Annotated in this window: 13 protein-coding genes; 3 read left to right on the top strand and 10 right to left on the bottom strand. The window is 33.2% G+C overall.

The features are described from left to right. Positions 1-15: 15 nt before the first annotated feature. From ACZ0AH_RS05735 to ACZ0AH_RS05745, 3 genes are all read left to right on the top strand, one after another. A complete protein-coding gene (locus tag ACZ0AH_RS05735) occupies positions 16-699 on the top strand; it encodes an aspartyl/asparaginyl beta-hydroxylase domain-containing protein (RefSeq protein WP_463474864.1) in 684 nt (227 codons plus the stop codon). Between the two features lie 9 nt (positions 700-708). Next, entirely contained in the window at positions 709-1,668 is a 960-nt protein-coding gene (locus ACZ0AH_RS05740; protein ID WP_463474865.1) for a sulfotransferase family protein, read from the top strand. Positions 1,669-1,740: 72 nt separating this feature from the next. Then, positions 1,741-2,403 carry a TrmH family RNA methyltransferase gene (locus tag ACZ0AH_RS05745; protein ID WP_463474866.1) on the top strand — a complete coding sequence of 221 codons (663 nt, stop codon included), beginning with the start codon at positions 1,741-1,743 and terminating at the stop codon, positions 2,401-2,403. 93 nt (positions 2,404-2,496) lie between these two features. On the opposite strand, the gene ACZ0AH_RS05750 is transcribed toward ACZ0AH_RS05745, so the two are convergent. The 10 genes from ACZ0AH_RS05750 to ACZ0AH_RS05795 form a co-directional block, all read right to left on the bottom strand. Further along, positions 2,497-3,396, bottom strand: coding sequence for a YARHG domain-containing protein (locus ACZ0AH_RS05750; protein WP_463474867.1), 900 nt, complete (start codon positions 3,394-3,396; stop codon positions 2,497-2,499). Next, complete coding sequence (locus tag ACZ0AH_RS05755; RefSeq protein WP_463474868.1) at positions 3,393-4,028, bottom strand: DUF2306 domain-containing protein; 636 nt, start codon at positions 4,026-4,028, stop codon at positions 3,393-3,395. Before ACZ0AH_RS05755 ends, ACZ0AH_RS05750 begins: the two co-directional genes overlap by 4 nt. Positions 4,029-4,205: 177 nt before the next feature. Then, the gene (locus tag ACZ0AH_RS05760; RefSeq protein WP_463474869.1) at positions 4,206-5,804 is read right to left on the bottom strand and encodes a PepSY domain-containing protein; all 1,599 of its coding nucleotides are present in this window, start codon (positions 5,802-5,804) and stop codon (positions 4,206-4,208) included. Between the two features lie 100 nt (positions 5,805-5,904). Further along, positions 5,905-8,064 carry a TonB-dependent receptor gene (locus tag ACZ0AH_RS05765; protein WP_463474870.1) on the bottom strand — a complete coding sequence of 720 codons (2,160 nt, stop codon included), beginning with the start codon at positions 8,062-8,064 and terminating at the stop codon, positions 5,905-5,907. A gap of 92 nt (positions 8,065-8,156) precedes the next feature. Further along, positions 8,157-8,330 carry a hypothetical protein gene (locus ACZ0AH_RS05770; RefSeq protein WP_463474871.1) on the bottom strand — a complete coding sequence of 58 codons (174 nt, stop codon included), beginning with the start codon at positions 8,328-8,330 and terminating at the stop codon, positions 8,157-8,159. A gap of 300 nt (positions 8,331-8,630) precedes the next feature. Beyond that, a complete protein-coding gene (locus tag ACZ0AH_RS05775; protein ID WP_463474872.1) occupies positions 8,631-9,377 on the bottom strand; it encodes a hypothetical protein in 747 nt (248 codons plus the stop codon). Positions 9,378-9,379: 2 nt separating this feature from the next. Then, a complete protein-coding gene (locus ACZ0AH_RS05780) occupies positions 9,380-9,565 on the bottom strand; it encodes a hypothetical protein (protein WP_463474873.1) in 186 nt (61 codons plus the stop codon). Between the two features lie 121 nt (positions 9,566-9,686). Next, positions 9,687-13,031: a preprotein translocase subunit SecA gene (gene secA / locus ACZ0AH_RS05785; RefSeq protein WP_463474874.1), complete on the bottom strand. Its 3,345-nt coding sequence runs from the start codon at positions 13,029-13,031 to the stop codon at positions 9,687-9,689. 87 nt (positions 13,032-13,118) lie between these two features. Beyond that, positions 13,119-13,340 carry a DUF2795 domain-containing protein gene (locus ACZ0AH_RS05790; protein WP_007138072.1) on the bottom strand — a complete coding sequence of 74 codons (222 nt, stop codon included), beginning with the start codon at positions 13,338-13,340 and terminating at the stop codon, positions 13,119-13,121. A 277-nt stretch (positions 13,341-13,617) separates the two neighbouring features. Further along, positions 13,618-14,187 (bottom strand): cob(I)yrinic acid a,c-diamide adenosyltransferase, encoded by a 570-nt coding sequence (locus ACZ0AH_RS05795; protein WP_173970642.1) that lies wholly within the window; start codon positions 14,185-14,187, stop codon positions 13,618-13,620. Positions 14,188-14,200: the final 13 nt, after the last annotated feature.

A 14,200-nucleotide genomic window follows, 5' to 3' on the forward strand; every position in this document is an offset into this window, starting at 1 on the left:
ACTTAATCTTTAAACATGAATCCTTCCGCAAGTAAACTTCCAATTTCATTTTCGACAGATAAATTGCAAAAAGAACTCGAAATATGCGAAAATGAGTTATGGACGCCTCATTTTAATACCGGGCGTTACGAAGGCAATTGGACAAGCGTTTCTTTAAGATCGCAATCTGGTTTGGTAAATGATATTACATCTTTTGCTAATACGGAATATAAAAATACCGAATTGTTGGATTGCTGTCCCTATTTTAAAGAAATAATGAATTGGTTTGAATGCGAAAAAGAAGCGGTACGATTACTTCGATTAGGACCTGGAAGTGAAATAAAAGAACATGTAGACAATGATACTTCTTATGAAGATGGTTTTTTTCGAATTCACATTCCAATTATAACTAATGATGAAGTTTATTTTTATGTGGATAAAAAACGTGTTCCGATGCAAATGGGAGAATGCTGGTATGCTAATTTTCAGCTTCCGCATAGTGTAGAAAATAAAAGTTCAGAACCTCGAATTCATCTCACCCTTGATTGTATAAGAAATGAATGGTCAGATAGATTATTTGAACAAATGAGTTTTGATATCCATTATTCGCCACAAGAAGCTCCATATTCAGATGAAATGAAACAAAAGATTATTGATGAACTTTCTCGAAATCCATCAGAAGCCGGAGCAAAAATTATAGCAGATTTATTAGCAGAATAAAACAAAAAAATGGAAAATATAAATCATCCTCTTGCAAATTGGATTCCGTATAAGTTGGTAGAAAAAGATAATGAAGTTTATTTTGAATGGATTTATCTGTCTGATATAAAATATGCTGATCCTTTTTTTGATGAAACAATTGCAAAATTTAGAAGTCATGCCTATAACTCGAAGTTTATTAAAGTAGTTAGTACGACAGAAAATATTATAGATTGGTCTGAAGAAATAGTTCCGGCAACGCTAAAATCATTAGTATTTCATGTTTCGCGATGTGGCTCGACGATGTTAAGTCAGTCTTTGGCAACTTCTAATGAGAATATAATGATTTCTGAAGCGCCGATTATTGATGAGATTTTAAGAAGCAATAATTTTAGTGTAGATAAAAAAAGTATTCTTTTAAAAGCTGTAATAGCATTTTTGGGTCAAAAAAGATTTCCTGAACAAAAGAACCTTATTATAAAACTGGATGCCTGGCATATATTCAACGTAGATTATTTAAGATCAATTTTTCCTGAAGTACCATTTGCATTGCTTTACAGGAAACCAATTGAGGTTTTAAAATCACATCAAAAATTAACGGGAATGCACATGGTTCCTAATTTATTACCGTCTGCTATTTTTGGAATTTCTGCTAAAGAGATTTCTGAGATTAGTTTTCATCAATATGGAACTTTGGTTTTGGAGAAATATTTTCAGGGATTTTTGAATTTTTATAACAAAGATCAAAATGTTGTAAAACTGAATTACAATGAAGGAATGAAAAATGTAATAGAAAATTTTATATCCTTTATTAATGTGGATTATGCGCCTGATGAACTTGACAAAATGTATGAACGTTTAAAAAAACATTCTAAAAATGAGAGCGCCGTTTTTGCAGGTGATTTGTACAAAGATGAAGATTTGCAAATTGATGTAGTACAGGTAAATATGCTGCACGAAAAATTAAATAATAGTTTTATTAATGCTTAATGAGACGAAAATAGTGATCGATTTTTCTTTCTATTTCATTTAAACTGTATTTTTGTTGCAAATAAGTTTATAATGATTGATTTAGATTACCTCGCTTTTCTTGAAAATATATTGACAGATAACCGCAAAGAAAAATTCCTTAAAGTTCTTGGAAACCGAACCAAGCATTTTACAATTGTTGTCGAAGATGTTTTCCAGATGCACAATACAAGTGCGGTTATGCGCAGTTGTGAAGTTTTTGGAATTCAGGAACTTAATGTTATTGAACAGCGTTACGGGAAAAAAATTGATAAAGAAATTGCAATGGGCGCCCAAAAATGGGTTGATATCAATCAATTCGATTCGGTAACCAATTGTATTGCTACAATGAAAAATCAAGGCTATCAAATCATTGCAACAACACCTCATGAAAATGATTGTTTGATGGAAGATTTTGATATTACGAAACCAAGTGCCTTATTTTTTGGAACAGAAAGAGACGGATTATCAGAAGAAATTCTGGAAAAAGCAGATGGTTTTCTTAAAATTCCGATGGTAGGTTTTACCGAAAGTTTAAATATTTCTGTTTCGGCCGCAATCATTATTCAAAACCTGACAAACAGATTAAGAAATTCAGATATTAATTGGCAATTGTCTGAAGAAGAAATTCTGGAGAAACGTTTGGCCTGGGCTAAAAATTCGATTAAAGATATTAAGCGAATCGAAGCGCGTTATTTTGAAGAAAATCCGAGATAAAAAAGTTGCCGCGAATTACACGAATTTTCACTAATTCCTTGTTTTAATTTTAAATCTAATTCGTGAGAATTCGTGTAATTTGTGGCGAAAAAATTATCTTCCAAAGGAACCATAAGTATCTTCGGCATATTTTTCAAAACGTTTTAACAAAACAATGTTTTCTTTTTCGACTGGTGTTAGTTCATGGTTTACATTTTCTGAAACAGGAATATACCATTCGACGTCATTAAAAAACTGGCGAACTGCTTTTGTTTTGAAAGTAAGTCCGTGTCTGGCAAAAATAGTATTTCTAAGAATTTCCAAATCAAGTCTCTTTAGATTTTTAACATCAGATTCTTTTAACTTTTGGGTTGATGAATTTATTTTAAAAATACTTTCAGATGCCTCTCTGTATACAGTTGTCATATAAGTTACCTCTTCCTGACTATCTTCAGGATTATCACTTTCTGAATCTGTTACTTGTTCTTCTTTTGTATTGACATAATCAACATATAACCCTTCTTCCGGAAGCATTAAATTAGCATCATATTTAAAAGCTTTTTTGGTGAGTTCGAATTTTCTTTTACGAACTTCTTTTTTTGCATTATTGGCAGTCCAGGTTCCAACTAACAGCGTGTCGTTTTGAATTTCAAAATCAAAAACACCATCATTTTTATCATTTCCGGGTTCATTAAGTATAAAATGAACTGTATTTCCTTCTGTAGTTATTTTACCTTTAAGCGGTCTGCTATTTCCCGCAACAATACTTTGTCCTGTAACTTCAGATGCAGTTATCTTTTTAATTTCAATATTGATTTTGTTACTATACATCTCAGATTCTGACATGGTTGTATCACGTTCCAATACTTTAAAATCACCTACCCATGAACCATATAAATTGGTATGAATTTCTTCGGGTTGTATAGTATCAGCATTTTTGGTTATGTTTTTTTTCTCTTTAGAATTACAAGAAAAAAGCAATATGGATAACAATAAATAAAAAAGGTTTTTCATTTTTTTAATTGGTTATAAAGATAATATTCAGCGATTAATAAATTCGGAATCCAGCCTAGCCAGGCAATTATCTGATAGACATCCATAGGTGCAGGGTGAAACAAATATACAAGAATCACCTTCCAAAAGCGCAATGTTACAGCAGAAAAAGTCAGTGCAAAACTTCGCATCATAAATGCCTTATGTTTTGGGATATTTTTGCTTTTAATGGCCGTAAAACCTTTAAATGTAAAATAAAACCACAAAACAGATAAGCTGACAAAAGATATTTGGGAGTAAAGTCCGCCATTTGCAAAAAGACCAATAAAAAATCCCGAAGGCGCACTTAGAAAAAGAACTGTAACAACATAAAATTTACCAATGTTTCTATGTGCTTCGGGAAACCTTTTTAAAAAAGCAGCATTCAACTGAAAAAATCCGGCTAATAAAACAAAAATAGCAGAATATACATGTGTGTAAAAAAAGGGAATATAATATGGGATTTTTTCTACTTCGGTTTGTTTTATCTGAAGAAAAGCAATGTTCTCATGAAAAGGGATATATTGCCAGGTAATCTTAATCATTAAGACAAAAAAATAACTAAAACAGATTGTCCAGATTAAGGGAGATAAAAGACGAAGATTCTTTCTCAATTTTAGTTAGATGATTAAATGCAATCAAATATATGTAAAAAAAGTTTCTAAGGGACTAAGTTACTAAGCTGCTAAGAAAAAAAAACTTAGAAACTTGATATTACTTTGTCAGGTTGAGCGGAGTCGAAACCCTTATGAATTCAAAGAATCCCGACTCCGCTCGATTTGACAATATTATTACTTTTTCAGAAACAAAATAAAACCAAGAATACTAACAACCAGAATGGTCAAAGCAGCCAAAACCATAGTTAGATCACGGATGTTTTTTCCTGCCCAATCCATAAATAAGAATTTATGCAAAATAGCAAACGAATAACCTTCGACCATATCCGAATTTTTAACCACAGCTGCCAATCTTGAAGTAGCAGTTTCTATAAAATAGGTCGTTTTCTCCGGAGTGTCATATGTCAATTTTACTACTGGTAATCTTTTGTTGACGAAACCATATTCGCGGCTATTAAAATCTGTTAAAACTTTTGATTCTAATAATTTTACATTTTCTAATGATGTTTCCGGTTCGTCAGAACTTTCTACCATTTCGCAACAAGCTGCTTTTGGAGCTCCATCTGTAAAATAATACGCCAGAAATTCCGCATATTGAAGATCAATATTTGGTGTAATTTTATTAGTTGCTGCATTAATATAAATTACCTCAGATTTTGGATCATCTTTTTTGTTCCATTTTGAATTAGAATCTGTTTTCGAAGTTTTGAACTTTTCTTTTTGAAGCAATTGACAACGGAAATAAGTTGTGTCGTTTAAAGTGATAATGCCTGCATTTTGAAAACGGGTCCAGTCTAAATTCAAAGTATTATTCGCTATCGAAATTTCCTGAGTTTTAAAAGTAGGTTCGTAAACCATTTGCGATAATGTGTACGGCGTCCATTTTGTTGTAGCATGAAATGCACCGCTAAAAGCAAAAGTCAAAGTAAAAAGTGAAACCCAGATCCCAATTTGGCGATGGTATTTTCTAAGCCCTTTTTTAGGCGCTAAACTATCAGTTTTTTTGAATTGTTTCCACAATAAACCATAAATTAAGATTCCGCTCAAGGCAGAAAACCCAATAATCGATAACAAGAAAATCATAGTTATGATTCGGATACTATTGTTGGTAATAGCATCTATAAACGACCAATTATGAAAAGTATCAAAAAACCAAATAAATGCTTGTCTTGAAGTAGGATTATAAGTTGCCAGTTTGCTCGAAGAAGTTTCTACATAAACCTGCATCGCATCCGGACGATCAAAACTTATTTTGTAAACAGGCAAATAACGGTTTACATATTTGTATTGAGAGGTGAATTCAGTTACAACTTCACTCTTTTTCACAGCACTTTTCTGGTCATCTAGAAAATATCGTGACAGCCATTCAGCATACTTTTGATCTCCATCTTCCAATTTTTTTGCATTCGAAGTATCAAAATAGAGCAGCTGACCAAAAATCGTTTTTACCTGATAATAAATGGTGTTGTTAAAAGATACGATTCGGAAATTTTTGAATTGGCTGATTTCGTTTTTTTGTAAAACTTCCTGAATCGAAAAGTGCAATTGAGTTTTGTCAATAGTTTGAGATTCTAATTTTTCGTGTGCAATTTCAGGTTTAAAAAAATGTGCCATAAATGGATGCATCAATCCTGAAAGTGTCCAGAAAATTACAGGAATAATCGTGATCAAACCAATTGTACGATGCCATTTGTACATATGCTGTTTGATTTTCTTGACAAACTTAGAATCTTTTTTCTTAGATTTTTTTTCTCTATTTATTTCTTTGCTCATATCTGTATTCTTATGATTTGTCTAATGTTTTTTTAGCCACAGATTAAAGAATTAATTTGATTTTTTAATCTGTGCTAATCCTTTAATCTGTGGCTAAATATTATTTTTTTAATGAAAAATTGTACTGTATTCCAAATACAAAAGTTCTTGGCGCTGCCGCTGTATAGGTTGGTTGAGCGTTTGTGGTATTGGCTCTCGAAACATTATATGCGTATAATTTATCTGTTAAATTAAGTACGTTTCCGTAAATTTCAATTCTTTTCCATTGATAACCAACTCTTGCGTTGAATATATTGTACCCACCATATTTTACCGTATTAATCTGATCCTGATAATAACTTCCTACAAGCTGCCATTCTACAGAAGTCCTTAGGTTTGGAAGCCAATTTGGATAATAACTTACCTCAGAGTTTCCGGACCATTTTGGTGCTGAAGGCATTTCTTTTCCGTTTAAATCCTGAACGGGATCGCTTGGTTTGTCAGAAAGTTTAAAGTCGATATAAGTATGTTGCGCATAAGTTCCGCCAAGACGAAAGTTAAATTGTTTTGAAGGTTTGTATGAAGCTCCAAACTCAATTCCTTTATGACGCGTTTCACCAGCCGAACGATAATCTGTAGAATTATCAGGAAGTTTAATGTTTAATAACTCATTTTTTCCTTCCATATAATAAAAAGCATAATCAAAATTTAATTTGCTTTGAAGGAAAGAAAGCCATCCGCCAACTTCGTAATTGTTGAAAGTTGCCGGTTCAAGATTATAATAAAAATCAGCAGGAACGCCGGTTGTTCCGCCAGTTCCAGGTTTGGTCCTGAAAATTGAAGTGATTCCCGGAGGTGCAAAACCCTGAGAATAATTGCCATAAAAACCAGCAAACTCAAACGGATTGTAATTTGCACCGGCTTTAAAAGTCACTTTGTCATAAACTTTGCTTCCTGTAGAATTATCCAAAGCATTATCATAATTGACTTTCATATTATCATAACGACCTCCAACAGTGATAATTAATTTTTCTATCGGATTAAAACTTAATTGTGCATATCCGGCAGTATTGAAAATATCAGCAGTATAATCGGCTAATTTTGAATCCGGATGTTCTGCAATAATTTCATAAGAATCTACAGTTTGTTTTCCTGCTTCTCCCGGATTTAAATTGGCTTTTAAATCAATCACATACGCCCAATATGTAACCGGCGAATAATCGTATAATGCTCCGGCAACCAGTTTAGTATTCAAAAAATCGAATTTTTGAGTATGCTGGCCAATAGCGCCATAACTTTTAAAATTATTCGAATTTACTTCGCCTTTTGCAGTTGTAGGATTTACAGTCGGGCTCCATTTTATTCCGTATGATGGATTTTGTCCTAGTTTATTATCACGTAAATAAGCTGTAATATAACTGCTTGAATTGCTGTTCCAGTCGTGTTCTAATGTTAAGCGGGTTCTTAAAGCGTCAGATTTTCTATAAGTAAAATCGGTTGTACTTTTGTAGGTTCTGTTTTTAAAAGCTTGCTCGTCAACTGTTCCGCTCATATCCGAATAATATTTTCCGTACATCGTATTACTAATCAATCGGGTAGAAGGCGAAATATTATAATCGATTCTGGCATTTAGATTGTCTTTATTATAATCAGAATACGTCATCCAGCCGTTTTCCTGCAAACTTGAAATCCCGGCAATATGAAAACCAACTTTCCCAATTGTGGCGCCACCGGCAGCCTGAAATCTGTGATAGCCATAATTATCTGCCTGAATACCAAATTTAAATTCAGGGTCAACAGGTGGCTTTAGCGAAATTAAATTGATCGTTCCGCCAACAGCTTCTGGTCCGTAAAGAGAAGAAACAGGTCCTTTTACAACTTCAATACTTTGTAAATTATATTGATTAATTTCTAATAAAGCATTGTGATTAAAGATTCCCATTGGGCGAATTGGCAAACCATCTTCCAGGTACAAATAATAAGCATTCGTTGTCATAGGCTGACGAATCGACATCATATGCTGTTCGTTTCCTAAGTTGACCATTAAAACTCCGGGCGTTTTGTTTATGATTTCGTAAACGGCAGTTGCTTTGGTTTCATTAATAGTTTTAGCTGTTATTTTGCTAATAGCTACAGGAGTTTCTTTTCGTAAAGTTGCTGTACGATTGGCAGTTACAAAAACGTTTTCCAGTTCTTGAGATTTTGTAGTATCTTTTTCCACTTTGTTTTGTGCTAAGACACATTGCCCCATTATCAATAGGGTAAAGTATATTTTTTTCATTTTAAATTATATAAATTTTAAAAAGTAACCGATATTCTTTGGCTTAAGCCAAGAAAAAACATTTCAATTTTGAATTGAATTGTGACTAAAATTTATATAAAATAGGATGGAGGGTGAAAAGTAGAGTTTGAAACCGAGATTGGTTTCTCGTCGAAAGAGGCAAAAAGTTCTGCCGCAGATTCGATAGCGGTTACTAATTTGAAATTAGGTGTAAATGTATTTTGAATGTAAACAACTTCTGCTTTTTCTTTCAGATTGTTTTGCATTCTTTTTTCGTTGTCGGAATACTTTTTTAAACTTTTTTGAAGTTCGCATCGACCGTTACAACTATTAAAAACCATTTTTCGCTGAACACAAATAGTTTTCGAAATTTCTTCCTGATTTAATTTGAATGAGGTATAAACAAAGAAACTGCCAAATGATGGCACTAAAAGCATACAAGAAAGAAATATGATAAAAAATTGCTTCAAAGCTTTATTCGTTGTTTCGATTGCAAAAGTACAGTTTATTCGATTTAGAAAGAATAAATATTAGATTTTTTGCAAAAAGAAATGACATTTACTTTTTTAATTGCTTTTTGTCTTTGTTGGCTTTTGAGATTTTGGTTTAGGAGCATTAAATTTATCAAAAATTGCTTGTTCATAAATACCAGCAGTTAAAATTTCATCCTGTTTTATAATTACATCAGTATTTAGAGTAACTGATTCTTCATTGTCAAGCCCATTTAAAAAATCATCGATAACCGAAAAGTAGTCTGTCGTAATGTGAAGTTGTTTTTTATCATCTCTATAACCACTTAATATTGGTGTAAGAGTAAGATAATTTGTTTTTTGTGGAATTGGTATTATTTCTGAATAGCCAATATACACTTTGTCATTTTTTAATGTTATTTGAATAAACGAAGCTTCGTTTACAGATTTTTTAAAAAGTTTTTCCAATTCATCCCCATTTTTATCTACTGCCCAGCCGATAAGTTGAGATTTTTTAAATTTCCAAAGTAAATATGCATTAGTTATTAAAACCAGAATAATTGAGGTTAGACAAGAAAAAACTATTGTCCATAAATAATCAACCTTATTTATAGGGATAATTTTCAATTCTAAAATTAAATAACTTGTTAGTTTTGGAAAGAAATACTCAATTATCGTTCTAAGTAAAAATCCAAAGGTTAAGATAATTAAGGCTACTGAAACAGATTCAAAAATAATTCTGTTTTGAGTTAGTCTCTGGGTATTATACCTGAAGTAATGAGAGTATATTAAAATAAAATAGCCAACAATTACAGGAAGTAATAGTAGATTGTATGGCATCATATTTAAATTCTATTTGCTTCTATTTGTCCTTTTATAACGGTAGATTTTTTAAGATTTTTTATAGCTTCTCGTACTTCTGTACGATTATAAAATACTTTTTTATCAACATATAACCTACCTTCTGCGGTTCCCCTTAATCCAGTATCTTTTGATTCGGATTTTTTAAATAAATTTAAAATCGCTGTCATTTTAAGTAGTTTTAGCTTTACAAATATACAATATTTTTTATTTAAATGACTTTCTTGAATCATTATAAAAATTAACCCGACAGTTTTAAATCTATCGGGTTATTAAAAAAAATAATTTAACTTATTTAACAAGAACCCAAGCACCTGAAGCGATTAAAGTTTCTGCTTTTTTAAATTTCATTTCTTCAGTTCTGCCGGTTGCAACTTCCTGAACTGTTACAGTATCATTACGGTTGATTTTTGGCATATCTCTCACAATGGTTTCTGTAACCTGACGTTGTTGTGTTTCTCCAGCTTCACGATTAATATCTTCGCTGTTTACAATTTCGTCTTTGCTTAATTTGAAGTTTTCTTTTTGACGAACTTCTCTTGCTTCGTGAATTTCAGATGTTACGTTTTGAGCTGGTAAATCACCTTTAAACAAGAATGAAATAACTTCTTTGTTTACGTTGTCTAACATTCCTCTAAACAAATTAAAAGCTTCTAATTTGTAGATAAGCAATGGATCTTTTTGTTCATGAACGGCTAATTGAACTGATTGTTTCAATTCGTCCATTTTACGTAAATGTTTTTTCCAGGCTTCATCAACAATAGAAAGTGTGATGTTTTTCTCGAAATCAGCAATTAACTGAGCACCTTCGCTATCGTAAGCTTTTTTCAAATCTGTAACAACATTCAACGTTTTGATTCCGTCAGTAAACGGAACTACAATACGCTCAAAATGATTGTTTGGTTCTTCGTAAACTCCTCTAATGATTGGGAAAGCTTCTCTTGCGCTTCTTTCGGTTTTCTCTGTATAGAACGCTAAAGTTTCTTTGTATATTTTTCCTGTGATTTCAATATCAGATAATCTTCCAAAATCCGCTTCTGAAATTGGAGAAGTTATAGAGAAATAACGGATTAAATCAAATTCGAAAGTTTTGAAATCATTTGCTGCTTTGTTTTGGCTTACGATTAATTCGCAAGTATCATAAAGCATGTTCGCAATATCAAGTTTCAAACGCTCACCAAATAAAGCGTGACGACGGCGTTTGTAAACTACTTCACGTTGCGAGTTCATAACGTCATCATATTCTAATAAACGTTTACGAACACCAAAGTTGTTTTCTTCTACTTTTTTCTGAGCACGTTCGATAGATTTAGTCATCATAGAATGCTGAATCACTTCACCTTCCTGTAATCCCATTCTGTCCATAACTTTAGCAACTCTTTCAGAACCAAATAAACGCATTAGGTTATCTTCAAGAGAAACATAAAATTGAGAACTTCCAGGATCTCCCTGACGTCCTGCACGACCACGTAACTGTCTGTCTACACGACGAGAATCATGACGTTCTGTACCCACGATTGCTAAACCTCCGGCAGCTTTTACTTCTGGAGATAATTTAATATCGGTACCACGACCAGCCATGTTTGTTGCAATAGTTACAACTCCGGCTTTTCCTGCTTCTTCAACGATTTGTGCCTCTTGTTTGTGCATTTTAGCATTCAAAACGTTATGTGCAACGCCTCTCATTTTCAACATTCGGCTTAATAATTCTGAAATCTCTACAGAAGTTGTTCCAATCAATACTGGTCTTCCTGCGTTTGATAATTCAGTAACATCTTCAATTACAGCGTTGAATTTCTCACGTGTCGTTTTGTAGATATAATCTTCTTTGTCTTGTCTTGAAATCGGGCGATTGGTTGGAATTTCAACAACATCTAATTTATAAATCTGCCATAACTCTCCAGCTTCTGTAACCGCTGTACCTGTCATACCACCTAATTTACTGTACATTCTAAAGTAATTCTGTAATGTAACCGTTGCAAAAGTTTGTGTAGCAGCTTCGATTTTTACATTTTCTTTAGCTTCAATCGCCTGGTGTAATCCGTCAGAATAACGACGACCATCCATGATACGACCAGTTTGCTCATCGACAATCATAATTTTGTTATCCATGATCACATATTCTACATCTTTTTCGAATAAAGCGTATGCTTTTAAAAGTTGAGTCAAGGTGTGAATACGCTCGCTTTTTACGCCAAAATCCTGGAATAATCTTTCTCTTGCTTCCGCTTCAGCATCTTTATCTAATTTTTGTTTTTCGATAGCTGCAATTTCAGTTCCGATATCCGGAAGTACGAAAAAGTCAGGATCAGTGTCTCCAGAAAGGTATTGAATACCATTATCAGTCAATTCAACCTGATTGTTTTTTTCTTCAATTACAAAATACAAAGCTTCATCCACTTTATGCATTTCGCGATTGTTATCCTGCATGTATTGATTTTCGGTTTTTTGAAGCAATTGTTTAACTCCTTCTTCACTCAAAAATTTAATTAATGCTTTATTTCTAGGTAAACTTCTGTAAGCTCTTAACAATAAGAAGCCACCTTCTTTAGTGTTTCCTTCTTTGATTAATTTTTTAGCATCAGATAAAAATCCGTTTGCTAATTGACGTTGTTGAGATACTAGGTTTTCGATTTTTGGTTTCAACTCGTTAAATTCATGACGGTCACCCTGAGGAACTGGCCCTGAAATAATAAGTGGTGTTCTTGCATCATCAATTAATACAGAATCGACCTCATCGACAATGGCATAATTGTGTTTTCTCTGCACTAAATCGCCTGGCGAATGTGCCATGTTATCTCTTAAGTAGTCAAAACCAAATTCATTATTGGTTCCGTAAGTGATATCTGCGTCGTATGCTTTTTTTCTTTGTTCTGTACTTGGCTGGTGATTATCGATACAATCAACAGTTAAACCGTGAAATTCGAATAAAGGCGCTTTCCATGTACTATCACGTTTTGCCAAGTAGTCATTCACCGTTACTAAGTGAACACCGTTTCCGGTTAAAGCGTTTAAGTAAAGCGGAAGTGTAGCCACCAAAGTTTTACCTTCACCTGTTTGCATTTCGGCAACTTTACCTTCGTGCAAAACCATACCACCAATTAACTGAACATCATAATGAATCATGTCCCAGGTAATTTCTTTACCAGCGGCATTCCATTTATTAGCCCATGTTGCTTTGTCACCTTCTATAGTGATGTATGTTTTGGTAGCCGAAAGTTCGCGGTCTTTTGGAGTTGCAGTAACTTCAATAAAAGAATTGTCTTTAAAACGACGTGCTGTTTCTTTAACTACAGAAAATGCTTCAGGAAGAATTTCCATTAAAGTTTTTTCTGAAATTTCGTAAGCTTCTTTTTCAAGAGCATCAATAGCATCATAAAGATCTTCTCTTTTGTCGATGTCTTCGATGTTTTCTACTTCCGCTTTAAGCGAAGCAATTTTAGCATCTTTATCAGCTCTTGCGTCTTTTATTTTTTGTTTAAAATATGCGGTCCTAGCTCTTAGTTCGTCGTGTGACAAACTCATTAAGCTGGTTTCGAATGTTTTAATTTTGTTTAAATACGGTTGTAAAGCCTTGACATCTTTCTGTGATTTATCACCTACAAAGACTTTAATTATACTGTTTATGAAACTCATGATTTATTGTATTTCTTTTTTATATAAATGTGTATTTGAACCAAAAAAAAAGCCTCGGTGATGAGACTTTTTTCTTTGGTTTATTTTTTAATATTCATCCTCATTCCAAAGATAATCTTCGTCTGTTGGATAATCAGGCCAAATTTCTTCCATTGATTCATATATCTCCCCTTCATCTTCAATCGACTGAAGGTTTTCTACTACTTCTAATGGAGCACCAGCTCTAATAGCGTAGTCAATAAGTTCGTCTTTGTTAGCAGGCCATGGCGCATCACTTAAATAAGATGCTAATTCTAATGTCCAATACATCTGTTATCTGTTTAGTTTGTGCAAAAATAAATTTTTTACTGAAAAAGACAAGTAAATTTTGATTTATTTTAATAAAATTTAAGAACGTCTCTATTAGTATTCAGTTTTCGGTGCCAGTTTGCAGTATGAAAACTGAAAAATTGCGACTGTTTACTTCTTTTTGAATTATTCGTTTTCAATGCCAGTTTACAATTTAAAACTAAAAAACTGCGACTCTTTACTTTCTTTTCAAGAATTCGCTTTTCAGTGTAAAACTGTGACTGCGACTGTAAACTCTTTACTTCCTCGGAATCCATTTCACTTCATCCGCTTTTAAGTCAGACGACAACTTCCGTGCCAAGACAAAAAGGTAGTCAGAAAGTCGGTTTAAGTACTTGATTGCTATTTCAGGCACATGCTCATTATGGCTCAAATGAACTGCCAGACGCTCTGCACGTCGACAAATACAGCGCGCTATATGACAATGTGACACAGTTGGATGTCCTCCAGGTAAAACAAAATGAGTCATTTGCGGAAGACTTTCTTCCATTTTGTCAATTTCATTTTCTAATAATTCGATATCAGAATCAATAATTCCGAGATTTTTCAATCGGAGTTCACCATTTTTCAAAACTTCTTTTTCTGCCGGAGTTGCCAAAATAGCGCCTACAGTAAATAAGCGATCCTGAATTTCGATTAAAATAGTTTTATAATGTGCATCCATTTCCTGATCACGAATAAGACCTATATATGAGTTCAATTCATCAACGGTTCCGTAACTGTCAATTCGAATGTGATCTTTAGGAACGCGCGTGCCGCCAAAAAGAGCTGTGGTTCCTTTATCGCCGGTTTTTGTATATACTTTCATTTTTTTCTGAGTT

The organism is Flavobacterium sp. AC105, from assembly GCF_979258495.1.

Coding starts and splice junctions, on each gene's coding strand:
- secA (WP_463474874.1), bottom strand. CDS start 13,031: ATGAGTTTCATAAACAGTATAATTAAAGTCTTTGTAGGTGATAAATCA.
- ACZ0AH_RS05750 (WP_463474867.1), bottom strand. CDS start 3,396: ATGAAAAACCTTTTTTATTTATTGTTATCCATATTGCTTTTTTCTTGT.
- ACZ0AH_RS05775 (WP_463474872.1), bottom strand. CDS start 9,377: ATGATGCCATACAATCTACTATTACTTCCTGTAATTGTTGGCTATTTT.
- ACZ0AH_RS05760 (WP_463474869.1), bottom strand. CDS start 5,804: ATGAGCAAAGAAATAAATAGAGAAAAAAAATCTAAGAAAAAAGATTCT.
- ACZ0AH_RS05740 (WP_463474865.1), top strand. CDS start 709: ATGGAAAATATAAATCATCCTCTTGCAAATTGGATTCCGTATAAGTTG.
- ACZ0AH_RS05790 (WP_007138072.1), bottom strand. CDS start 13,340: ATGTATTGGACATTAGAATTAGCATCTTATTTAAGTGATGCGCCATGG.
- ACZ0AH_RS05765 (WP_463474870.1), bottom strand. CDS start 8,064: ATGAAAAAAATATACTTTACCCTATTGATAATGGGGCAATGTGTCTTA.
- ACZ0AH_RS05780 (WP_463474873.1), bottom strand. CDS start 9,565: ATGACAGCGATTTTAAATTTATTTAAAAAATCCGAATCAAAAGATACT.
- ACZ0AH_RS05745 (WP_463474866.1), top strand. CDS start 1,741: ATGATTGATTTAGATTACCTCGCTTTTCTTGAAAATATATTGACAGAT.
- ACZ0AH_RS05735 (WP_463474864.1), top strand. CDS start 16: ATGAATCCTTCCGCAAGTAAACTTCCAATTTCATTTTCGACAGATAAA.
- ACZ0AH_RS05770 (WP_463474871.1), bottom strand. CDS start 8,330: ATGCAAAACAATCTGAAAGAAAAAGCAGAAGTTGTTTACATTCAAAAT.
- ACZ0AH_RS05795 (WP_173970642.1), bottom strand. CDS start 14,187: ATGAAAGTATATACAAAAACCGGCGATAAAGGAACCACAGCTCTTTTT.